The 21,283-nt window shown below is 37.9% G+C and carries 24 protein-coding genes, 1 tRNA gene and 2 pseudogenes; 17 read left to right on the plus strand and 10 right to left on the minus strand.

Annotated features, from left to right (window positions below):
* Positions 1-2: 2 nt before the first annotated feature.
* From EAL04_RS02050 to EAL04_RS02060, 3 genes are read right to left on the minus strand one after another with little or no spacing between them, the layout of a single operon-like run.
* Positions 3-944, minus strand: a complete 942-nt coding sequence (locus tag EAL04_RS02050) for an outer membrane beta-barrel protein (protein ID WP_120972933.1) — start codon at positions 942-944, stop codon at positions 3-5.
* An 11-nt stretch (positions 945-955) separates the two neighbouring features.
* Entirely contained in the window at positions 956-1,813 is an 858-nt protein-coding gene (locus tag EAL04_RS02055; RefSeq protein WP_120972935.1) for an outer membrane beta-barrel protein, read from the minus strand.
* Complete coding sequence (locus tag EAL04_RS02060; RefSeq protein ID WP_120917594.1) at positions 1,803-2,525, minus strand: hypothetical protein; 723 nt, start codon at positions 2,523-2,525, stop codon at positions 1,803-1,805. The genes EAL04_RS02055 and EAL04_RS02060 overlap by 11 nt, the downstream gene beginning before the upstream one ends.
* Before the next feature lie 147 nt (positions 2,526-2,672).
* Between EAL04_RS02060 and panB the strand changes: the two genes are divergently transcribed.
* From panB to EAL04_RS02105, 9 genes are all read left to right on the plus strand, one after another.
* The gene (panB, locus tag EAL04_RS02065; protein ID WP_120972937.1) at positions 2,673-3,485 is read left to right on the plus strand and encodes a 3-methyl-2-oxobutanoate hydroxymethyltransferase; all 813 of its coding nucleotides are present in this window, start codon (positions 2,673-2,675) and stop codon (positions 3,483-3,485) included.
* Positions 3,486-4,496, plus strand: coding sequence for a Holliday junction branch migration DNA helicase RuvB (gene ruvB / locus EAL04_RS02070; protein ID WP_000664486.1), 1,011 nt, complete (start codon positions 3,486-3,488; stop codon positions 4,494-4,496).
* A 67-nt stretch (positions 4,497-4,563) separates the two neighbouring features.
* On the plus strand, positions 4,564-5,046 hold the full coding sequence (tatB, locus tag EAL04_RS02075; protein WP_078246585.1) for a Sec-independent protein translocase protein TatB: 483 nt from the start codon (positions 4,564-4,566) through the stop codon (positions 5,044-5,046).
* The gene (tatC, locus tag EAL04_RS02080; protein ID WP_120972939.1) at positions 5,039-5,788 is read left to right on the plus strand and encodes a twin-arginine translocase subunit TatC; all 750 of its coding nucleotides are present in this window, start codon (positions 5,039-5,041) and stop codon (positions 5,786-5,788) included. Before tatB ends, tatC begins: the two co-directional genes overlap by 8 nt.
* Positions 5,789-6,826: a tRNA preQ1(34) S-adenosylmethionine ribosyltransferase-isomerase QueA gene (gene queA, locus EAL04_RS02085; protein WP_120972941.1), complete on the plus strand. Its 1,038-nt coding sequence runs from the start codon at positions 5,789-5,791 to the stop codon at positions 6,824-6,826.
* On the plus strand, positions 6,823-7,359 hold the full coding sequence (gene rsmG, locus EAL04_RS02090) for a 16S rRNA (guanine(527)-N(7))-methyltransferase RsmG (RefSeq protein WP_120972943.1): 537 nt from the start codon (positions 6,823-6,825) through the stop codon (positions 7,357-7,359). The genes queA and rsmG overlap by 4 nt, the downstream gene beginning before the upstream one ends.
* Positions 7,353-7,583, plus strand: a complete 231-nt coding sequence (locus EAL04_RS02095; protein WP_162982453.1) for a PP0621 family protein — start codon at positions 7,353-7,355, stop codon at positions 7,581-7,583. Before rsmG ends, EAL04_RS02095 begins: the two co-directional genes overlap by 7 nt.
* A 2-nt stretch (positions 7,584-7,585) precedes the next feature.
* Positions 7,586-7,993 (plus strand): hypothetical protein, encoded by a 408-nt coding sequence (locus EAL04_RS02100; RefSeq protein ID WP_120972947.1) that lies wholly within the window; start codon positions 7,586-7,588, stop codon positions 7,991-7,993.
* Positions 7,994-8,035: 42 nt separating this feature from the next.
* Positions 8,036-8,123, plus strand: a tRNA-Ser gene (locus EAL04_RS02105).
* 15 nt (positions 8,124-8,138) lie between these two features.
* On the opposite strand, the gene EAL04_RS02110 is transcribed toward EAL04_RS02105, so the two are convergent.
* On the minus strand, positions 8,139-8,783 hold the full coding sequence (locus EAL04_RS02110; RefSeq protein ID WP_120972949.1) for an outer membrane protein: 645 nt from the start codon (positions 8,781-8,783) through the stop codon (positions 8,139-8,141).
* A 246-nt stretch (positions 8,784-9,029) separates the two neighbouring features.
* Between EAL04_RS02110 and EAL04_RS02115 the strand changes: the two genes are divergently transcribed.
* From EAL04_RS02115 to copP, 7 genes are read left to right on the plus strand one after another with little or no spacing between them, the layout of a single operon-like run.
* The gene (locus tag EAL04_RS02115; RefSeq protein WP_000772151.1) at positions 9,030-9,404 is read left to right on the plus strand and encodes a chemotaxis response regulator CheY; all 375 of its coding nucleotides are present in this window, start codon (positions 9,030-9,032) and stop codon (positions 9,402-9,404) included.
* A gap of 12 nt (positions 9,405-9,416) precedes the next feature.
* Entirely contained in the window at positions 9,417-10,394 is a 978-nt protein-coding gene (prmA, locus tag EAL04_RS02120) for a 50S ribosomal protein L11 methyltransferase (RefSeq protein ID WP_162982458.1), read from the plus strand.
* Between the two features lie 8 nt (positions 10,395-10,402).
* Entirely contained in the window at positions 10,403-12,301 is a 1,899-nt protein-coding gene (ftsH, locus tag EAL04_RS02125) for an ATP-dependent zinc metalloprotease FtsH (RefSeq protein WP_120972953.1), read from the plus strand.
* Positions 12,302-12,303: 2 nt separating this feature from the next.
* Positions 12,304-12,558, plus strand: coding sequence for a hypothetical protein (locus EAL04_RS02130; protein WP_120972955.1), 255 nt, complete (start codon positions 12,304-12,306; stop codon positions 12,556-12,558).
* Positions 12,548-13,261 carry a CDP-diacylglycerol--serine O-phosphatidyltransferase gene (pssA, locus tag EAL04_RS02135; protein ID WP_001122213.1) on the plus strand — a complete coding sequence of 238 codons (714 nt, stop codon included), beginning with the start codon at positions 12,548-12,550 and terminating at the stop codon, positions 13,259-13,261. The genes EAL04_RS02130 and pssA overlap by 11 nt, the downstream gene beginning before the upstream one ends.
* A complete protein-coding gene (gene copA / locus EAL04_RS02140) occupies positions 13,258-15,483 on the plus strand; it encodes a copper-translocating P-type ATPase CopA (RefSeq protein ID WP_120972957.1) in 2,226 nt (741 codons plus the stop codon). The genes pssA and copA overlap by 4 nt, the downstream gene beginning before the upstream one ends.
* Positions 15,484-15,684 (plus strand): copper-binding metallochaperone CopP, encoded by a 201-nt coding sequence (gene copP, locus EAL04_RS02145; protein ID WP_001266710.1) that lies wholly within the window; start codon positions 15,484-15,486, stop codon positions 15,682-15,684.
* 151 nt (positions 15,685-15,835) lie between these two features.
* Here copP and EAL04_RS08055 read toward each other — a convergent pair.
* From EAL04_RS08055 to csd4, 3 genes and pseudogenes are all read right to left on the minus strand, one after another.
* Positions 15,836-16,093: pseudogene (locus EAL04_RS08055) on the minus strand (hypothetical protein).
* Positions 16,062-16,259 carry a hypothetical protein gene (locus tag EAL04_RS07885; RefSeq protein ID WP_162982454.1) on the minus strand — a complete coding sequence of 66 codons (198 nt, stop codon included), beginning with the start codon at positions 16,257-16,259 and terminating at the stop codon, positions 16,062-16,064. The pseudogene EAL04_RS08055 and the gene EAL04_RS07885 overlap by 32 nt, the downstream one beginning before the upstream one ends.
* Before the next feature lie 86 nt (positions 16,260-16,345).
* Positions 16,346-17,662 (minus strand): DL-carboxypeptidase Csd4, encoded by a 1,317-nt coding sequence (csd4, locus tag EAL04_RS02150; protein WP_120972959.1) that lies wholly within the window; start codon positions 17,660-17,662, stop codon positions 16,346-16,348.
* Positions 17,663-17,797: 135 nt separating this feature from the next.
* Here csd4 and EAL04_RS02155 point away from each other — a divergent pair, with 135 nt between their 5' ends.
* Positions 17,798-18,313: a flagellar FLiS export co-chaperone gene (locus EAL04_RS02155; protein ID WP_120972961.1), complete on the plus strand. Its 516-nt coding sequence runs from the start codon at positions 17,798-17,800 to the stop codon at positions 18,311-18,313.
* A gap of 3 nt (positions 18,314-18,316) precedes the next feature.
* Here EAL04_RS02155 and EAL04_RS02160 read toward each other — a convergent pair whose 3' ends face one another.
* The 3 genes and pseudogenes from EAL04_RS02160 to EAL04_RS02170 all read right to left on the minus strand — a co-directional run bounded on the left by EAL04_RS02160 (position 18,317) and on the right by EAL04_RS02170 (position 21,155).
* On the minus strand, positions 18,317-19,312 hold the full coding sequence (locus EAL04_RS02160; protein ID WP_097715624.1) for a HoxN/HupN/NixA family nickel/cobalt transporter: 996 nt from the start codon (positions 19,310-19,312) through the stop codon (positions 18,317-18,319).
* A gap of 57 nt (positions 19,313-19,369) precedes the next feature.
* Positions 19,370-20,014: pseudogene (locus EAL04_RS02165) on the minus strand (DUF3226 domain-containing protein).
* Positions 20,015-20,042: 28 nt separating this feature from the next.
* The gene (locus tag EAL04_RS02170) at positions 20,043-21,155 is read right to left on the minus strand and encodes an ATP/GTP phosphatase (RefSeq protein WP_120972965.1); all 1,113 of its coding nucleotides are present in this window, start codon (positions 21,153-21,155) and stop codon (positions 20,043-20,045) included.
* Positions 21,156-21,283: the final 128 nt, after the last annotated feature.

Genomic DNA, 21,283 nt, shown 5'->3' on the forward strand with positions numbered 1-21,283 from the left:
CCTTAAAAAATAAACGCATAATTCACTAATAAAAAACTGGATCGCTTGAACTGGTTGTTAGCCGAAATCAACAATCGTTCATCATTTTCTTTATTGTGATAAATCGCTCCCTCTTCCACTCCCATTCTCAAATAGCTAATCGGTAATTTGGTGCCAATCTCTAAGCGGTGTTTCCTATAAAGCGTTAAACTCACGCCCACATTAAAAGTGTAATCCACTTCAATCAAAGATTTCCATAAAAAATTAGGGCTTGAATAGCCCCCTACCACCAAATTCCTCCCGTTTTGATTAGGCTTGTCTTGATAGAGCATAAGCCCTATCCCAAAACCTGCATAAACGCCTAAAAAATGCTTTTTAGTCTTAAAATCTAAAGGCATATCAAACAATAAATCAGTATTGACAGCCCCTAAAACATAAATAAACGAGCCTACAGATTGCTTGCTTGCATCCTCTTTTAACACCCCTCCCCCAAGCAACAAATCCCCATAAAATCGTGTCCCAAAATAAGGCACGAAGTATTTTTGATACCCGAATTTAACGCTAATCATAGAAACAGGAGCGTCAATATTGATATTGTTTTTAAACGCGCTAGGGGCATTCGCGCCATATTTGTCTAACATCTCCCCTTGATAAGAAAGATTAAATCCCCCATAAGCATACCCACCCCCTAAAAAAACCCCGCTCTTATCATCGGCTATGGAAAAAGATTTGAGTAATTTTTTTCTTTTCTTTGAAGAAATCTTTGGGTAAGTTCGCTCTAAATATTCTTCTTCAAACTTATCCTTATCCATCTCTTTGGGCGAAACCCCTTTTTCGGTGAGCTGTTGCTTTAAATTGTTTATTTTTTCGTCTAATTGTTGGTTTTCTTCTTCTAAATTGTCATAATCTGTCGCTTGAAGTCCTATAATGAACGCCAGATAAACTAACCAGTATTTGAGTTTCAACCCTTGAGCCTTTACAATAAATAGTTGTAACTAATATAATAAATATTAGTGCTTTTAAAATAATATAAAAAAGTTTGCGAAGTTTCTTTTAAGGGAGGCATTTTTAAGGCTAATTCAAAGCGGTGTTTGAGGTTAAGCGTCATGCTCACCCCTAAATTTAACACCAGTCCAAAGGCGTTAGGCTGTGAATACCCTTTAACCTCTTTTAAATTTTGATACATCCCATTCCACCCCACTCCAACGCCTCCAAATATCCCTAACGCAAACCTTTTCTCTTTGTCAATAGGCTTATCCATCAACAGATCAATATTCAAACTTGCGGTTTGATAAGAGGCTAAAGAATCGCTTTTAAACCCTTTCATCGCCCCCCCTAAATATTCCCCATAAAAGCGTAAGGCGCTAATCCCGTTAGCGAAATACTTTTGATACCCGCTCCTTAAGCCATACAACAAAGGAGAAGCTTGAATATTGTTTAAAAGTTCAAACTTCTCATAAGGATTAGCGTTAATCCCTATATCGCCAAGGATTACGCCTATAAAAAAACCGCTCTTATTTTTAGCCATTTGCTGGAATAAGAGAGATTCATTCTTTTCATGCAATTCCCCTTTAAGCATGTAAAGCTGGCGTTTTTTCTTATGGATTTCTTCAAGCAAACTTTTTTCATCAATCTTTTTTGCAATCCCCTTTTCTTCTTTAAACTCTAGCGTTTGGGCGCGTTTTTCTTCCAAAAGAATGGGAGCGTCTTTAGGGGGATTTTCTTTAATCATGTTTTCTTCAGTCGTATTCTCTTGAGCGGTATTCTCTTCAGCGTGCAAGCTTGAAATAAAACCAAAGCATAAAATGAGATTTCTTATTTTTTTAAAACACATATTGATACCCAATGCTTGCTATAGCTCCCCACCAAGTTTCTTTTGAAGAATTAGATTGTAAAAAAGGGAAATTATTCAAAATTTTAAATTCAAATTCAATGCGGTTTTTTTCTAATACCGTTAGAGCCAAGCCTGCGTTAAAAGACATCCCCCATTCCGCCGTATAATTCACCCCATGCGCCACAACCCCCAAGCCTAAACCCATATACCCCCCCATATAAAGGTATTTCCCCACAAAAGGCAAAGGAAAATCCAATAAAAAATCCCCATTCAGCATGACCGATTGAAACCCCACGCTCCCAAAGCCCGCTTTCTTAGGAGCCCCTCCATAATATTGGATATAAATGCGCCTGCCAATAATATTGGGCTTAACCAAGCGCGCAAAAAACGACGGCCTGAAGGTTTGATAGCCAAAACGCAAGCCATAGGCAAACAAATAATTTAAAATATTCCCGGTGATGCTAGAGCTATTGGTTTTGACCATGATTTCATGGTTGTAAAAAAACCCGGTATTGATCCCTAAAATAAGCCCGCTTTTAGCGTTCGCCCTCTTTAAATCTCTGATTAATTCTTCAACTTCTTTGTCTTCATAAGCTTTATAATACTTGATATATTTGTAGTATTTGGGGTCTAGGGTGTCATAATCAAGCGCACTCAATCCTGCACAAAATCCCATTAAAGACCATAAAATAGCTCGTTTTTTAAGACACAAAATCGCCAAATCCCTTGAATTGTTTGTTAAAAGTTTCTTTCAATTATACTAAAATAATTAAAATGACCGGTTAAAATGGAGTAAAATTTTTACCCACCTAACAAAGTCATGCTACAATGCCACTATATTTAACACTTAGGATTTTTAATGAGCATGCAAACCGCCCCAATTAAAAAAATCACCCTTAGTCACCTCCAAGCTAAAAAAAATCAAGAAAAAATCATCGCCATTACCGCTTATGATGCGCTATTCGCTCAAATATTTGATCCGCTAGTGGATGTGATTTTAGTGGGCGATAGTTTGAACATGAGTTTTTTCAATCAAAACGACACTTTAAGCGCGAGTGTAAAAATGATGCTCTATCACACCAAAGCCGTGTGCGCGGGCGCTAAGACTCCTTTTATCATCACAGACATGCCCTTTGGAAGCTATAAAGATGAAAAAACAGCCCTAAAAAACGCCATTAGAGTTTATAAAGAAACCCAAGCGAGCGCGATCAAATTAGAGGGGGGGAAAGAAAAAGCGAAACTGGTTAAAACGCTCACTAATGAGGGCGTTATTGTGGTAGGGCACATCGGCTTAATGCCTCAATTCGTGCACCTTGATGGAGGTTATAAGATTAAGGGCAAAAATGAAGAACAGCAAAAAAAGCTTTTAGAAGACGCCTTGAGTTTAGAAGAAGCTGGGGTGGGTTTGTTGGTTTTAGAGGGTATAACCACCCCTATCGCTCAGAAAATCACGCAAAAAATCAAAATCCCCACAATCGGCATAGGGAGCGGCAAGGATTGCGACGGGCAGATTTTAGTGTGGAGCGATATGTTAGGCTTTTTTGATAGCTTTAAGCCTAAATTCGTGCGAGAGTACCTTAAGGGGAAAGAATTGGTTCAAAACGCTATCAAACAATACGCTGATGACGTGAAAAAGGGAAACTTCCCTAACGAATTAGAAAGTTATCATTAAATGAAAGAACGGATAGTCAATTTAGAAACTTTGGATTTTGAAACTTCTCAAGAAGTGAGTTTGCGCCCTAATCTTTGGGAAGATTTTATCGGTCAAGAAAAGATTAAAAGCAACTTGCAAATTTCTATTTGCGCGGCTAAAAAACGCCAAGAAAGTTTGGATCACATGCTCTTTTTTGGCCCGCCCGGTTTGGGTAAAACTTCAATCAGCCATATCATCGCTAAAGAAATGGAAACCAATATCAAAATCACCGCCGCTCCCATGATAGAAAAAAGCGGTGATTTAGCTGCCATTTTGACTAATTTGCAAGCTAAAGACATTCTTTTTATTGATGAAATCCACCGGCTTAGCCCAGCGATTGAAGAGGTTTTATACCCAGCTATGGAAGATTTTAGATTGGATATTATCATAGGCTCAGGCCCAGCCGCTCAAACCATTAAGATTGATTTACCCCCTTTCACCCTCATCGGCGCTACCACTAGAGCCGGAATGCTCTCTAACCCCTTAAGAGACAGATTTGGCATGAGTTTTAGGATGCAATTTTATAGCCCTAGCGAACTAGCTCTTATCATCAAAAAAGCCGCCGTTAAACTCAACCAAGACATCAAAGAAGAAAGCGCTGATGAAATCGCTAAAAGGAGTAGAGGCACGCCAAGGATCGCTTTAAGGCTTTTAAAAAGGGTGCGCGATTTTGCACTAGTCAAAAATTCAAGCTTGATGGATTTGAACATCACTTTGCATGCTTTGAATGAATTAGGCGTGAATGAATTAGGCTTTGATGAAGCGGATTTGGCGTATTTATCTTTGTTGGCTAACGCTCAAGGAAAGCCGGTGGGTTTGAACACGATTGCAGCGTCTATGAGAGAAGATGAAGGCACGATTGAAGACGTGATTGAGCCTTTTTTACTCGCTAATGGTTATTTAGAGCGCACCGCTAAAGGCAGGATCGCCACGCCTAAAACCCATGCGCTTTTAAAAATCCCCACTTTAAAGTCTCAAACTTTATTTTAATCTTGTTTAGAAAGAAAATTACACTACAATAACGACAAAATTTTAAAGGGTGTGAAAGTAGATCATTATGTTTGGCATGGGCTTTTTTGAAATCCTTGTGGTGTTGATTGTAGCGATTATTTTTTTAGGGCCAGAAAAATTCCCCCAAGCTGTCGTGGATATGGTGAAATTTTTTCGTGCGGTTAAAAAAACGCTCAATGACGCTAAGGACACTTTAGATAAAGAAATCAATATTGAAGAAATCAAAAAAGAAACCCTAGAGTATCAAAAACTCTTTGAAAACAAAGTGGAGAGTCTTAAGGGCGTTAAGATTGAAGAATTAGAAGACGCTAAAATAACTGCAGAAAAGGAGATTAAAAGCATTCAGGATTTGATGCAAGATTACAAACAAAGCCTAGAAAACAACGCACCCCCTAACCACTCCAATAAAGAAGTTTCCAATGAAGAAGCCTTAAATGAAGAAGTTTCAAGCGATGAGTCTCCTAAAGAAGTCCAATTAACAACCGATAACAACGCCAAAGAACACGACAAAGAAAAAGAGCATGTTTGAAGATTTAAAACCGCATTTACAGGAGTTAAGAAAGCGCTTAATGATTTCTGTAGGAACGATTTTAGTGGCGTTTTTGGGGTGTTTTCATTTTTGGAAAAATATTTTTGAATTTGTTAAAAATTCTTATAAAGGCACGCTCATTCAGCTCTCCCCTATTGAAGGGGTCATGGTAGCGGTTAAAATCAGTTTTTCAGCCGCTATCGTCATTTCCATGCCCATTATTTTTTGGCAATTGTGGCTCTTTATCGCTCCAGGGCTTTATAAGAATGAAAAAAAAGTGATTTTGCCTTTTGTGTTTTTTGGGAGTGGGATGTTTTTGATTGGGGCGGCGTTTTCTTATTATGTGGTGTTCCCTTTCATCATTGAATACTTAGCCACTTTTGGGAGCGATGTGTTTGCGGCTAATATTTCTGCGTCCAGTTACGTGAGCTTTTTCACGCGCTTGATTTTAGGCTTTGGCGTGGCGTTTGAACTGCCTGTTTTAGCGTATTTTTTAGCCAAAGTGGGCTTGATTACCGATGCGAGCTTGAAAGCGTATTTCAAATACGCTATTGTAGTGATTTTTATTGTAGCAGCGATTATCACTCCTCCTGATGTGGTGAGTCAAATCTTTATGGCGTTGCCTTTAGTGGGGCTTTATGGGCTTTCTATTTTGATTGCCAAAATGGTCAATCCGGCTTCTAAAGACAACGAAAATGATCACGAAAATGACGCCAAAGAGCATACAAAGAGCGAGTCGTAGTTGAAAGAATTTGATTTAGAAAGCTATGATTATCATTTGCCTAAGGAATTGATCGCAGACTACCCCGTTTTGCCCAAAGAAAAGGCTAAATTGCTCGTCTATGAAAGGCGTTCGCAAACAATCACGCACACCACTTTTGAGCATGTTTTAGACTTTTTCCCTAAAAACGCCCTTGTGGTGTTGAACGACACTAAAGTGATCAAAGCCAGGCTTTTTGGATCTAAGCATGCCCTTTTGCCATCAAAAACGACTGAAGTGTTTTTCCACCGCTTTTTTAAAGGCAATACCGCTTTAACTCAAATCAAGGGTAAGATCAAAGCGGGGGATAAGATTTTTTTTGATGCAAATTATTACGCTGAAGTTTTGGAATTGCTTCATAACGGCCAGCGCTTGATCGCTTTTTATGACAATCAAACCCCCTTAAATCAAGAAAATATCTTAAAGCTTTTAGAACAATACGGGCATATGCCCTTACCCCCTTATATTAAAAGAGCGGATGAGAGTTTGGATGCGCATGAATACCAGAGCGTGTTCGCTAAACACATCGGCGCGGTGGCTGCCCCTACGGCGTCATTGCATTTTTCTCAAAATACCTTAGAAAAATTATTGAAAGATTTCAAGCACGCTTTTTTGACCTTACATGTGGGAGCTGGGACTTTTCTTGGCGTAGAAACTAAGGATATTAGAGAGCATCAAATCCATACAGAAGTTTTACGCATTCCTAAAAAAAGCCAAGAAATTTTGCAAGAATCCCAAGAGATTTTATGCATCGGCACGACCGCTTTAAGGAGCGTGGAATACTTTAAGCGTTTAAAAAACCCTAATCAAGAATCGTTTGAATGCGATATATTCTTGCATCTTGCCAATCCTATCCAGCATGTCAATCATTTGCTCACTAATTTCCATTTACCCAAATCAAGCCTTTTAATGCTTGTAAGCGCGATGATAGGCTTAGAAAAAACCAAAGAAATCTACAAAATAGCCATAGAAAAGAAGTATCGTTTTTATTCTTATGGCGATGGGATGCTGATTTTATGAATCCCTTATTGCAAGATTATGCGCGCATCCTTTTAGAATGGAATCAAACGCACAATTTGAGCGGCGCAAAAAATTTAAGCGAGTTAGAACCCCAGATCACAGACGCTCTAAAACCCTTAGAATTTATCAAAGATTTTAAAAGCTGCTTGGATATTGGGAGCGGGGCGGGACTTCCTGCTATCCCTTTAGCCCTTGAAAAACCTGAAGCACAATTCATTCTTTTAGAGCCAAGAATAAAAAGAGCGGCTTTTTTAAATTACCTTAAAAGCGTTTTGCCTTTAAAAAATATTGAAATCATTAAAAAGCGTTTAGAAGATTATCAAAATCTTTTACAAGTGGATTTAATCACTTCTAGAGCGGTCGCTAGCTCTTCTTTTTTGATAGAAAAAAGCCAACGCTTCCTAAAAGATAAGGGGCATTTTTTATTCTACAAAGGCGAGCAGTTAAAGAATGAAATCGCTTATAAAACCACTGAATGCTTTGTGTATCAAAAGCGCATTTATTTTTACAAATCAAAGGAAAGTTTATGTTAAGAATTTTAATCCCCTTACTCATTATCGTGTGGGTTTTATGGCGTTTGTTTTTAAGGCAAAAACCCCACAAAGACAACCACTCTTACATGCAACAAACCCCCAAAGAATTAGAAGATCACATGATTGTATGCTCTAAATGCCAAACCTATGTCTCTAGCAAAGACGCTATTTATAGCGGAGCGGTAGCCTATTGCAGTGAAACTTGTTTGAATGATAAGGAGTAAACATGCTTATTTTAGGACACCCTTTAATCCCTAGCGATCGTTTTGTTTTCATTAAAGACACCGGTGCTATTCATTCCAGCACCAATAACGATATAGTGTGTTTTGAAGCGCACCCAAAAAATTTGGAATTAGCTAAGTATTGCTGTGAAAATAGCGTCCATTTTAGCGTGATCTTTTTATCGCACAAGATAGAGACAGACACCTTTTTTTTATTCAACGCTTTCAAACCACTCTATTGCATTTTTAAGGATATTAAACAAGCGATACTCGCCCAACAACACGCCACGAATTACTTATTAGATAGCAAAATCTTGTTTTCTATGGATTTAAACGATACAGAGTCGTGGGAAATTTGCGCTAAAAATCAAATAGATGGCGTGATTTCTAAAGATTCACTCCTTTTAAAATAAGCCCTTTTTAAACAAATCTTAGTTATAATAAGCCCCTTTTAAGGGGAGATGTCCGAGTGGTTGAAGGAGCACGCCTGGAACGCGTGTAAGGTGCAAGCCTTCGAGGGTTCGAATCCCTCTCTCTCCGCCATTTTAAAAATGCCACTTAAAAATGCCACGAGTGCGAAACAAAAAACAAAAAACTCCTTTCAAACAAGCTATTTCTTTCAGGCGTTAGAAAGATTTTCATGCCAATTTCTACATCCACCTTATGATACAAAACGATCGTGCGAAACTGCACCCCAAACTTCCCGATAGCCCTAAAATAAGTGTTGTGAAAATTGAAATCTTTCAATGAATCCCAAGTATTCACCACCAAATCTTTGACTTTATTATTGAGTATCCATGTGTTAGCCGCTAGTTGCAAGCCAAAGAAAAAAGCCCAGCGGTTGATAGGGTTTTTAGCGTAAGCGACCATAAAATCCCCTCCCACCCCATAAGTGAACATGTTCGCTTGCAAAGTGGAATCGTTATTGAAAAGCACATTACCATAATCTATAAAGAAATAATACCTAGAATAAGCCCAATCGTTTTTAGGATTCACTTCATAGCCTTGAAGGATTGAAGCCCCTTGTAAAAGCTTGTTGGTGTTTAAGGGGCGCATAAACACCGTGCCTATTTGATAAGAAGAAGACATGTAACTCAAATTTTCAGCATTTAAAATATTTAAAAAACTTATACCCAGTATTAAAATTCTTAAATAATACACTTGCTTGTAAAATCCTTGTCTTTCTTTTTTCAAACCATCCAATGACCCTTTATCGCACTCAAAAGTTATTTTATTACTTTTAAACGATTATGATAGCAAACAAACTGAATTTTTTTACAAATGAGAACGCTCATTAAACGCTCCATTTAGCCAATGATTATTGTTGGTCAAGGTAATTTTAATCAAAACATGCTATTATTTGGAATGATTTATTATTATAAGGCGTTTAGGACGCTTTGGCTGTTTAAAAGAATCTAATTTAAATGCAATCTTAAAAGGAGAAGCGCTTTGAAACTACTGGTAGTAGATGATAGCTCAACTATGAGAAGAATTATTAAAAATACACTTTCACGCTTAGGCTATGAAGATGTTTTAGAAGCTGAGCATGGGGTGGAAGCTTGGGAAAAACTAGACGCTAATGCGGACACTAAAGTGCTTATTACAGATTGGAACATGCCTGAAATGAACGGCTTGGATCTCGTTAAAAAGGTGCGCTCCGACAGCCGTTTTAAAGAAATCCCTATTATTATGATCACCACAGAGGGCGGTAAGGCTGAGGTCATTACGGCTTTGAAAGCGGGTGTGAATAACTATATTGTGAAGCCTTTTACCCCCCAAGTTTTGAAGGAAAAATTAGAGGTTGTTTTAGGGACAAACGATTGAGTGTTAAAGCCAATGTATTATGAGTTTTTCTTTATCTTCCCTAAGGAACGAGAGCTTTTTGAGAGCTTTCTTTTAGACGCCACGCATCTAGCCTTAGAAGAATCAAGCTTAGAAAGTTTAAAAGCGTTTGACGATAAAGAAACCATTGGATTTATAAGCCAATCCAGTTGGCATCATTTCGCCACTCATGACCCCCTAAAGAAAGATTTAAAAGAAAAACCCCCGCATCTCAAAAATTTCGTTATTTTACGCTCTCAAAAAAATTTGAGCGATTCGCTTTTTCCGGCGTTAGAAGCGTTTTGTTTGAACTTAAAGCAAAACCTGCAAAGTGAGTTTGATTTTTTCTACCTTTCACGCAATTTGGCTTCAAAAGATTGGCTAGAAGCTTACAAACAAGCTATTTTACCGGTGCAATGCGCCAAATTTTACATACACCCTAGCTGGCATCAAAAGCCAAGCCATGTCGCTACAGATGATAGCATAATGATCGATCCGGCTTTGGCCTTTGGATCAGGTCATCATGAAAGCACTTCTATGTGTTTGGAACTGCTCTCTAACCTTGATTTAAAACGCAAAAACGCCTTAGATGTGGGTTGTGGGAGCGGGATTTTAAGCATCGCCTTAAAAAAACAAGGCGTTAGCGCTTTAGTAGCTTGCGATACGGATAGTTTAGCCGTTGAAGAAACCCTAAAAAATTTTAGCTTGAATCAAATACCCCTATTAGCGCAAGATAAAGTCATTTATGGCTCTACGCAAAAAATTGAAGGGCGTTTTGATATTATTGTGGCAAACCTTGTCGCTGATGTGATTAAGAGTTTGTATAGTGAATTTGTGCGGCTTTGTAACCACACTCTTATTTTATCAGGGATTTTAGAAACCCATTTAAACTCTGTTTTACAGATCTATTATAATGGATTTGAGGTTTTAGAACAGCGACAGCGTAACGAATGGGTCGCTCTAAAATTGCTTAAAAAACAACCAATAAATTAAGGATTATGATGAAACCAACGAACGAACCTAAAAAACCTTTTTTTCAAAGTCCCATTATCCTTGCGGTTCTTGGAGGGATTTTACTCATTTTTTTTCTGCGCTCTTTCAATTCTGATGGCAGTTTTTCGGACAATTTCTTAGCTTCTAGCACTAAAAATGTGAGCTACCATGAGATCAAACAGCTCATCAGCAATAATGAAGTGGAAAATGTGAGTATCGGTCAAACTTTGATCAAAGCCAGCCATAAAGAGGGCAACAATCGTGTGATTTATATCGCTAAACGAGTGCCTGATCTAACCTTAGTGCCTTTGTTAGACGAGAAAAAAATCAATTATTCTGGTTTTAGCGAGTCTAACTTTTTTACCGACATGCTAGGGTGGCTCATGCCTATTTTAGTGATTTTAGGGCTATGGATGTTTATGGCAAACCGCATGCAAAAAAATATGGGTGGGGGTATTTTTGGCATGGGGAGTGCGAAAAAACTCATTAACGCTGAAAAACCCAATGTGCGTTTTAATGACATGGCGGGCAATGAAGAAGCCAAAGAAGAAGTGGTAGAAATCGTAGATTTCTTAAAATACCCCGAACGATACGCTAATTTAGGGGCTAAAATCCCTAAAGGCGTGTTATTAGTAGGGCCTCCAGGAACGGGTAAAACCCTTTTAGCAAAGGCGGTGGCCGGCGAAGCGCATGTGCCGTTTTTCTCTATGGGAGGGAGCAGTTTCATTGAAATGTTTGTGGGCTTAGGGGCAAGCAGGGTTAGGGATTTGTTTGAAACCGCTAAAAAACAAGCCCCTAGCATCATTTTTATTGATGAAATTGATGCCATAGGTAAGAGCAGAGCAGCTGGAGGCATGATAAGCGGGAATGACGAAAGAGAGCAAACTTTAAACCAACTTTTAGCTGAAATGGATGGTTTTGGGAGCGAAAACGCTCCTGTGATTGTCTTAGCCGCAACGAATCGCCCTGAAATCTTAGATCCGGCCTTAATGCGTCCAGGGCGCTTTGACAGGCAAGTTTTAGTGGATAAGCCTGATTTTAATGGCAGGGTAGAAATCTTAAAAGTGCATATTAAAGGCGTGAAACTCGCTAATGATGTGAATTTGCAAGAAGTCGCCAAACTCACCGCAGGGCTTGCAGGAGCGGATTTAGCGAATATCATCAATGAAGCCGCGCTTTTAGCAGGAAGAAACAACCAAAAAGAAGTCAGGCAACAGCATTTAAAAGAAGCGGTTGAAAGAGGGATTGCAGGGTTAGAAAAGAAAAGCAGGCGCATCAGTCCTAAGGAAAAGAAAATCGTCGCCTACCATGAAAGCGGGCATGCCGTGATTTCTGAAATGACTAAAGGGAGCGCTAGGGTGAATAAAGTCTCTATCATTCCAAGGGGCATGGCGGCTTTAGGCTACACCCTTAACACGCCTGAAGAAAACAAATACTTGATGCAAAAACACGAACTCATCGCTGAAATTGATGTGCTTTTGGGCGGGAGAGCGGCTGAAGAAGTCTTTTTGGAAGAAATTTCTACCGGTGCGAGCAACGATTTAGAAAGAGCGACTGATATTATTAAAGGCATGGTGAGTTACTACGGCATGAGCAGTGTCAGCGGGCTTATGGTGTTAGAAAAGCAACGGAACGCCTTTTTAGGAGGCGGTTATGGAAGCAGTAGGGAATTTAGCGAAAAAACCGCAGAAGAAATGGATCTTTTCATTAAAAACTTGCTAGAAGAGCGCTATCAGCATGTCAAACAAACCTTGAGCGACTACAGAGAAGCGATTGAAATCATGGTCAAAGAATTGTTTGACAAAGAAGTCATTACAGGCGAAAGGGTGCGTGAAATCATCAGCGAATACGAGACCGCCAATAATTTAGAAAGCCGTTTGATCCCTTTAGAAGAGCAAGCGAGTTAAAAGTGCGATCTTGCAAACAGATTTTTGATAAGGGTTTAAAGCCTTATGATAAACATTCTGTTTGTTTAAAGCTTTTTTTTAAATTCTGTTTTCTAAAAACCCATGCTTATCAACAGCGTTACAAAGCATTTGCTTTAACACTCTTTTTTTGTGAGTTTTTTAGTGCTTGTAAAATTTTTATTCCCATAATTGATTTTAAAATCGTTTTTATCCCTACTCTAAAAGCCAAGTTAAAAAGAATCTCTAATGCCTATTAACCCTCTCTATCTTTTCCCCAATCTTTTCACCGCTAGCAGTATTTTTTTAGGCATGATGAGTATTTTTTACGCTTCCAGTTACCAATTTGTCATGGCATGCTGGTTAGTGGTAGCGAGTCTTATTTTAGACGGGCTTGATGGGCGTGTCGCAAGGCTTACCAACACCACTAGCAAGTTTGGCATTGAATTTGACTCCCTAGCTGATGTAGTCGCTTTTGGGGTAGCCCCGAGTCTTATTACTTACTTTTATGTGGGGTATAATTTTGGGCGCATAGGCATGGCGGTGAGCGCGTTGTTTGTGATTTTTGGAGCGATACGATTAGCGCGATTCAATATCAGCACCAACACAAGCGACCCCTATTCTTTCATCGGTATCCCTATCCCTGCGGCGGCGGTATTGGTGGTGCTTTGCGTGTTACTGGATAACAAATACCATTTTTTAGAAGGAAATACCGAAAAGTTATTTTTAGGCTTTATTGTCTTATTAGGGGTGCTTATGGTGAGCAATATCCGCTACCCTAATTTTAAAAAAGTCAAATGGAATCTCAAGCTTTTCATCTTAGTGTTGATTTTTTTATCGTTAGTGTTTGTGCGCCCTTTAGAGGCTTTAAGCGTGTTTATGGGATTGTATTTGATTTATGGCATCATTCGGTGGCTCTTTTTAATGGTAAAAATTATTTTTAATAAAAATAAAAGTGCATGAAAGAATCTTTTTACATAGAGGGAATGACTTGCACGGCGTGTTCTAGTGGGATTGAACGCTCTTTAGGGCGTAAGAGTTTTGTGAAAAAAATAGAAGTGAGCCTTTTAAATAAGAGCGCTAACATTGAATTTAACGAAAACGAAACCAATTTAGACGAGATTTTTAAACTCATTGAAAAACTGGGTTATAGCCCTAAAAAAACTCTAGCGGAAGAAAAAAAAGAATTTTTTAGCCCTAATGTTAAATTAGCGTTGGCGGTTATTTTTACGCTTTTTGTGGTGTATCTTTCTATGGGGGCGATGCTTAGTCCTAGCCTTTTACCTGAAAGCTTGCTTACGATTAATAACCATAGTAATTTTTTAAACGCATGCTTACAGCTTATAGGCACGCTCATTGTCATGCATTGGGGGAGGGATTTTTACATTCAAGGGTTTAAAGCCTTATGGCACAGACAACCCAACATGAGTAGCCTTATCGCCATAGGCACAAGCGCTGCTTTAATTTCAAGCTTGTGGCAATTGTATTTCGTTTATACAAGCCAGTGGTCTTATGGGCATTATTATTTTGAAAGCGTGTGCGTGATTTTAATGTTTGTGATGGTGGGCAAACGCATTGAAAATGTTTCTAAAGACAAAGCTTTAGACGCTATGCAAGCCTTGATGAAAAACGCCCCAAAAACCGCCCTTAAAATGCACAATAACCAACAGATTGAAGTTTTAGTGGATAGCATTGTGGTGGGGGATATTCTAAAAGTCCTCCCTGGAAGCGCGATTGCGGTGGATGGTGAAATCATAGAGGGCGAAGGGGAATTAGATGAGAGCATGTTAAGCGGCGAAGCGTTGCCGGTTTATAAAAAAGTCGGCGATAAAGTCTTTTCAGGGACACTCAACAGCAACACGAGTTTTTTAATGAAAGCCACGCAAAATAACAAAAACAGCACCTTGTCTCAAATTATAGAAATGATCCATAACGCTCAAAGCTCAAAGGCAGAGATTTCTCGCTTAGCGGATAAGGTTTCAAGCGTGTTTGTACCAAGCGTGATCGCTATCGCTGTTTTAGCGTTTGTGGTGTGGCTCATCATCGCGCCTAAGCCTGATTTTTGGTGGAATTTTGACACCGCTTTAGAAGTGTTTGTATCGGTTTTAGTGATTTCTTGCCCTTGCGCTTTGGGGTTGGCTACGCCTATGAGCATTTTAGTAGCGAACCAGAAAGCGAGTTCTTTAGGATTATTTTTTAAAGACGCTAAAAGTTTAGAAAAAGCAAGGCTAGTCAATACGATCGTTTTTGATAAAACCGGCACGCTCACTAACGGCAAGCCTGTCGTTAAAAGCGTTCATTCTAACATAGAATTATTAGAGCTATTGAGTTTAGCGAGCAGTATTGAAAAGAGCAGCGAACATGTCATTGCTAAAGGGATTGTAGAATACGCCAAAGAGCATGACGCTCCCTTAAAAGAAATGAGTGAAGTTAAAGTGAAAACAGGTTTTGGCATCAGCGCTAAAACAGATTATCAAGGCGCTAAAGAGGTTATCAAAGTCGGTAATAGCGAGTTTTTTAACCCTATTAACACGCTAGAAATTCAAGAAAATGGGATTTTAGTGTTTGTGGGTAGAGTGATCAATGAAAAAGAAGACGAGCTTTTAGGGGCGTTTATTTTAGAAGATTTGCCCAAAAAAGGCGTGAAAGAGCATATCGCTCAAATCAAAAAATTAGGCATTAACACCTTTCTTTTAAGCGGGGACAATAGAGAGAATGTCCAAAAATGCGCGCTTGAATTAGGGATAGATGGCTATATCAGTAACGCTAAACCACAAGACAAGCTCAATAAGATCAAAGAGCTTAAGGAAAAAGGGCAGATCGTTATGATGGTGGGCGATGGCTTGAATGACGCTCCTAGCCTTGCTATGAGCGATGTGGCGGTGGTGATGGCTAAAGGGAGCGATGTGAGCGTGCAAGCAGCGGATATTGTGAGCTTTAATAACGACATCAAATCGGTTTATAACGCGATTAAATTGAGCCAGGCGACCATTAAAAATATCAAAGAAAATTTGTTTTGGGCTTTTTGTTATAATAGCGTGTTTATCCCTTTAGCTTGTGGGGTTCTTTATAAGGCTAATATCATGTTAAGCCCAGCGATTGCGGGTTTAGCGATGAGCTTAAGCTCTATGAGTGTGGTTTTAAACTCCCAAAGGCTAAGGAATTTTAAAATTAAGGATCATTGAATGAGAGTAACTTTTCAAGTGCCAAGCATTACTTGCAGCCATTGCGTGGATAAAATTGAAAAATTTGTGGGCGAAATTGAAGGCGTGAGCTTTATTGATGCGAGCGTGGAAAAAAAGAGCGTGGTTGTAGAATTTGACGCTCCAGCGACACAGGATTTGATTAAGGAAGCCTTATTGGATGCGGGGCAAGAAGTAATATAATAAGGTAGTGCGATATAGAAGTAGCGGGTTAAATACCGCAACATTCAAAAGGGTTGTTGTCTTTTAATGCTTTGTTTGGGCGTTTTCACGCCTTTCAATGGTGATTTATCATAACCATAAGAGAAAAAATTTATCGTATTTCCCCTTTTTCTTACTCCAATTTTTTATACATATAAATCTGCCTATTCAAGCCGCTAATTACACCACCCATAAAAGAAAGAGAGCTACAAGATAAATGGCTTTTGAATGATGAACGAATAAGTTCACAGATTTTAATAAACAATATGCATAACTCGTCAGGTTTCATATTGTCAACAAGGCATAAGCCCTATATATATTTAATAGGGACAAGAATACGAGAGCAATCATCCTTTAGGTCATTGTCTAGTCGCTGTATTAAGCCATCCAAGCCCTTTTGGACCCTTTTGGATTATCTCATGCATTCTTTCTAAAACACGATATTCCCTTGCTGAAAAAGAACAAGATGAATGCATGACATAAAGTCTGTTGCTTATTTTGCTTAACCTCTCTGTTAAGTTAGGTAATGATAAATCAAGATTTCTAATGTCTGGCATCACTATCCTTTATTTGCGACTATCATATTTTATCAGGCGTTGCCTTAAAAAACACTATTAGATCTTTTGGTAAGATTTATCCATTCCTACACAAATTTCACTAGAATCATCCCGCTAAATGCGTTGTTTTTATAAAATTCTATGCGATAGATCCTTTCTTGCTTGTCCAGTGAAAAGCGTTTTTGAAAATCTTTAAATCTAATCGTATAGCCCATTTCATTAGGCTTACTTTCATTAGAAACGCTAAAACCAATCACATTCGCGCGGATATTGTCCATAGCATGGATATAGAAACTCTCTTTTACTTCAACCACGCTCCCTATCTTAACCATTTGATCCTTATTGTCAATTTGCATTTTCACTTCTTCTAAAGAATGATCAAACTCTATATAAAAGGGCGACAATCGTGTCATGAGCTTGTTGCCGTATTTTAAAAACACTTCTTGCTTGTTTTTGACTAGCCCTACAATGTAAGCGTTGCTCTCTATGGGGATTTGTGGGATTTTAGTGTTATTAGGTAAAGGGAAATGATTGAGTTTAGGGCGTAAGTTAAAAAGGGGCATTTTAGGCAGAGAGCTGATTTTTGCCCACAAGCTTTTATCGTTGATTAGGGCATGCACGCTGTTAGGGTTAAGCTCAAAATCACGCTTAAAAGGGATATTGAGTTGATTGAGTAAGCCCTCAATGGCTTGCAAATGGTAAAACACCCTTGACTCTAGTGGGAGTTCTTTGCTGGCTTCATTGGCAAAAGCGCTCTTTTTTTGATTGATCGCATAAAAAGTTAGGGCTTTTTGCATTTCTGTATCGCCTTGAGCGGTGTGCGTGTTTTTTAAATGGTATTTTTCAATGGGGCGCAATAAATGGGCGTTAATATTCTCAATCGTATTGTTAGCAAAAGCAAGCAAATTAGGGAATTTCGCCCCCTTAACTTCATCTTGATCAATAATAAAGCAATTCCCCCAGCGTTTAGGATTGAGCATCGCATCAATATAAACAGGGCGATAATACCCACCGCCATCATGCAAGTGCAAGATGGCATCCATGCTAGGCTTTGCAATCAAGGATTTGATTTCTTGGATAGTGGGGTATTCAGGGTCATTCTTGTCTAAAGTGGCAAATTTGCGGTTCATATCCCCATACAAGCCCCTATGATTTCTTAACATGGAAGGCTTATTCAATACCGGAACCACTTCCACCAAGCCTTTTAAAACGCTATAGTGCATTAAAAACAAATTAGTCGCATTAAACCCTCCAGGCTCATCGCCTTGAATCCCTGCTAAAAGCAACAAATGGGGGGCTTTGTCCCTATCCTCTACATTTGTAGGGGCTTTTTCTATCGTTTCTATCGCATGCAAAAACACCCAAGAATACAAGCCCCACACTAAAAGCCATATTTTTTTCATCCAATCTCTCTACTCTTTGAAACTAAAAGATCGCTAATTATACCTAAAAACCTTTTTAAGGGTGTTTTTTGAAGTTTCTATGAAAAAGGAACGAAAAATGCTTGTGAATGATCAATTCTATTTAAAAGGTTCTTTATGGATATTTTAAAAACTCTTCAAAAGCATTTGGGCGATGTTGAAACAAGCGATTTCAAAACCAATGCGATAGAAAAATCCCAACAAATCGCTAAATTCAGTAGGGACATGAAAAATATAAACGAGAGCGTTGGAGCGTTACAAGTTTTGCAAATCGCTTGTAAAAAACTCCTGAATAAGAGCATGGGTTTGGAAGATAAAGACGCTTTGCAAGCTTCCATCATTAAACAGGAATTGCGAGAAATTGTAGAAAATTGCCAGTTTTTAGCCTCCCCTTTGTTTGACACTCAGCTCAACATTGCCATTAATGATGAAGTTTTTTCCATGATTGTGGATAATCCTTTGAATTTATTGGAAAATGTGGGCGGGTTTCAAGCTTATTTGGAAGAAAAATTAAACGAAATTAAGGAATTATTAGGTTATTTGAGCGAAAGCCTTTCAAACCCTAAAGCCTTTACGCCAAGTTTTTCAAATAAAAGCCTTAAAGATTTGTTGAGCGATGATTTGAGAGCTTAAAATCTAGCCCTCTAATTTAGAAAACTTGATTTTCCATAAAAAGAATGAGCCTAAAAACGCTATTACGAATAAGCCCACCAAGTAATAGCCCAAGTCTGTAAATTCCAGGCTTTGTAAGGTGCTTAAAAGGCGGTTTTCAAATTTTAAATGGAGTTTCTCACTAACGACTTGAAAAAGCTCAATCAACCCGATAAAAAGCGCGATGAACACGCTCAAGGCGGTGATGGAGATGTTGTAGTAGATTTTTCTTAAAGGGGTTTTGAACGCCCAATCATACGCCTTGAGCATGAACGCCCCATCTAATGTGTCAAACAAACTCATGCCAGCGGCAAAAAGAATGGGTAAAGAGAGCATGCCCACCACACTCACTTTAATCGCGCTACTAGAGAGGGCCAAAAGCGCGATTTCACTAGCGGTATCAAAGCCTAGCCCAAAAAGAAAACCCACAGGATAAATATGCCACGACTTGGAAACGAAATTAAATAAGGGCTTAAAAAAGCGATTGAGCAAGCCCCTACTCGTCAAAAGCCGTTCAATCTCTTCATTTTGTTGCTGGCTCAAGCTTTCATTAGAATGCGATTTTTTGAAGATTTTTAATAAATCCACTAAAATAATCGCATTCAATAGCCCTATAATGAGCAAGAAAAGTCCAGAAACTAAAGTCCCCACTACCCCCCCTATTTCTTCTAGCATCGGCGTATGCTCTTTAGCCCAAGCGATCGCAAACGCGCTGATGACGGTCATTAAAATCACCACGCTTGAATGCCCCATAGAAAAGTAAAACCCCACACCATAGGCGTTTTTGCCTTGTTGGGTGAGCTTTCTAATGGTGTTGTCTATGCAAGCGATATGATCCGCATCAAACGCATGCTTTGCCCCTAGCATGTAAGCCATAGACGCCGCCGCATAAAACGAAGCGTTATTAGCCATAAAGAGCAACGCTAAACCCAATGCATGCAAGAACACAATCGCTAAAAAATAAGGAAACCACAATTTCACAACGTGCCTTTTTGTAAAAATAATATTTTTTGAGTGATTGTAATATATTTTGTTAAATTAGAAAATCTTAAGATTTGTTTTTTGATTATTTTCTGCGAATTGCCCTAGAAAATTTTTAAGGGGAATGAGAGAATTTGAATTAAAATCAATCACTTCTTTTAATCTTTCATATTATTCTTTATATTCTTTCCTTATTTTACTTTTATCATCAAAAACATCTATATTGGTCTTGGTCAAATTCTCTAATCCAAGCGCTTCTAAATAGGCATACAGCATATTTTTTCTTATGTCTTTAATCGGTTTATAATGTTCTTTACTTTTAATGCATTCTAAATATCCTTCAAAACATTTAAGAAATTCATCGTGTTCAGCAATTTCTAATAATAGGGTTTCTAAATCGCCATCATCTTGATTGTTAGGGAATAAAAAGATTTGTTCTTCTGAAATAGTTTGTTTCGTTTTTGATACGACTGTTAAAATCTCTTTTTTATTACTCTCATAGTTTTTATCCGCATCAAAAATGATAAGTGTTTTATCGTATTTTTCAATTTCAAGCAATCGTTTAGATAGGTTATCTTTTCCTTTTATATTTTGCACCTTAAAATTTTTGATTGGAATATCTTCTAGAAAATACAGATAAACTTCTAAAAACACCTTATCGCTTGGACCTTCTACAAAAATCAGTATTTCTTTATCTGCCATTGAATGATCCTAATCTTAGTATGATGCTTTAGCCAAAAAGATTCTCTTCATTTTCAAAATAATATTCTAAATTTTCTCCATAATAAGGCTCTGCAACAATTAAATCATCGTATTGTTCTAAGCAAAACAACTTAGTTTGATGCACAAAATCCTTTTCTCTGATAACTTGATCTAAAATTTCTATAAATTCTTGGTTGTGGGTAGTCATAAACACTTGCAAATTACCATCTTTATTATTATTGATAAAATCAATAATATTTTTTAACAATAATCTCATGCGAGAAAAGTGTAAGCCATTTTCCACTTCATCAATATAAATCGTTTTTGCGTTATTGGCAATAAAAGTGCTTACAATATACAAATATTTAATCAAACCATCACCAAACATAGATAATGGGATTTTTTCTTTTATACCTTTCACTTTTAATTTGAGTTGGTTGTTGGTATTAAAGCTAATAGATTGGATATTGTTATCAAATTGATTAAGATGTTTATTTAATTCTTCTTCTAATTGGTTGTTACTGCAAATTTTACTCACCGCTTGAATCATATGAGCTTGCCTGTAAACAACATCGCTAGGTATTATGGTAGTGCTTTCAAAGGGTAAAAGTTTTTGCAATTGACTAGGTTCAAAATTCTTAAATTGCCTATTGTAGCCTGACTGATTAGGAATTGGTGGGAAATTAGGAATTTTAGCAATATTCAAATGATCGTTATAAATTTCTTCATTATTTTTTTTAAGAGTGAAATTGAGCTGAGAGGGCATTTGAGTTTGTTCTGCTGTGGGTATTATTTGCGACTCTATTACCTTTTGGTTTTCACTGGCTATGAATTTTATTTGCAAATCCAAGGTCTGATTGTTGTCTAAAGTTGTAACAATTTGTATTTCTTCCTTAGTGTCTAAACCATAAAACATCAAGTTCTTTGATTCTGTTGTTAAAGGCTCTTTGCGTATATTGTCATAAATTTCTGTTAGATTAGTGCATGGGTGCATGGATTTTCCCACTAAACAATACAACGCTTCTAATAAATTAGATTTACCCACATTGTTCCCACCAGTAATAATGTTGAGTTTGGTAAAACCATCAATTTGAGTGTTCTTAAAATTCTTAAAGTTTTTAATGCGAACAGACTGAATCATTGAACCCCTTTATCCAAACAAAAATTGATGCTAAATTTTCATATTATAACGCATGCGATTACGAAAAAAATTAATAGGAAATAAATAAGAAATCATAAAAATAAAAGCATTATATAAATTATCTTGCT

This window comes from Helicobacter pylori (assembly GCF_003638305.1).
GTDB classification, from domain to species: domain Bacteria; phylum Campylobacterota; class Campylobacteria; order Campylobacterales; family Helicobacteraceae; genus Helicobacter; species Helicobacter pylori_DJ.

Coding starts and splice junctions, on each gene's coding strand:
- prmA (WP_162982458.1), top strand. CDS start 9,417: ATGTATTATGAGTTTTTCTTTATCTTCCCTAAGGAACGAGAGCTTTTT.
- tatC (WP_120972939.1), top strand. CDS start 5,039: ATGTTTGAAGATTTAAAACCGCATTTACAGGAGTTAAGAAAGCGCTTA.
- pssA (WP_001122213.1), top strand. CDS start 12,548: ATGCCTATTAACCCTCTCTATCTTTTCCCCAATCTTTTCACCGCTAGC.
- csd4 (WP_120972959.1), bottom strand. CDS start 17,662: ATGAAAAAAATATGGCTTTTAGTGTGGGGCTTGTATTCTTGGGTGTTT.
- ftsH (WP_120972953.1), top strand. CDS start 10,403: ATGAAACCAACGAACGAACCTAAAAAACCTTTTTTTCAAAGTCCCATT.
- rsmG (WP_120972943.1), top strand. CDS start 6,823: ATGAATCCCTTATTGCAAGATTATGCGCGCATCCTTTTAGAATGGAAT.
- EAL04_RS02170 (WP_120972965.1), bottom strand. CDS start 21,155: ATGATTCAGTCTGTTCGCATTAAAAACTTTAAGAATTTTAAGAACACT.
- EAL04_RS02100 (WP_120972947.1), top strand. CDS start 7,586: ATGCTTATTTTAGGACACCCTTTAATCCCTAGCGATCGTTTTGTTTTC.
- ruvB (WP_000664486.1), top strand. CDS start 3,486: ATGAAAGAACGGATAGTCAATTTAGAAACTTTGGATTTTGAAACTTCT.
- EAL04_RS02055 (WP_120972935.1), bottom strand. CDS start 1,813: ATGTGTTTTAAAAAAATAAGAAATCTCATTTTATGCTTTGGTTTTATT.
- EAL04_RS02155 (WP_120972961.1), top strand. CDS start 17,798: ATGGATATTTTAAAAACTCTTCAAAAGCATTTGGGCGATGTTGAAACA.
- copP (WP_001266710.1), top strand. CDS start 15,484: ATGAGAGTAACTTTTCAAGTGCCAAGCATTACTTGCAGCCATTGCGTG.
- copA (WP_120972957.1), top strand. CDS start 13,258: ATGAAAGAATCTTTTTACATAGAGGGAATGACTTGCACGGCGTGTTCT.
- EAL04_RS07885 (WP_162982454.1), bottom strand. CDS start 16,259: ATGCCAGACATTAGAAATCTTGATTTATCATTACCTAACTTAACAGAG.
- EAL04_RS02095 (WP_162982453.1), top strand. CDS start 7,353: ATGTTAAGAATTTTAATCCCCTTACTCATTATCGTGTGGGTTTTATGG.
- tatB (WP_078246585.1), top strand. CDS start 4,564: ATGTTTGGCATGGGCTTTTTTGAAATCCTTGTGGTGTTGATTGTAGCG.
- panB (WP_120972937.1), top strand. CDS start 2,673: ATGAGCATGCAAACCGCCCCAATTAAAAAAATCACCCTTAGTCACCTC.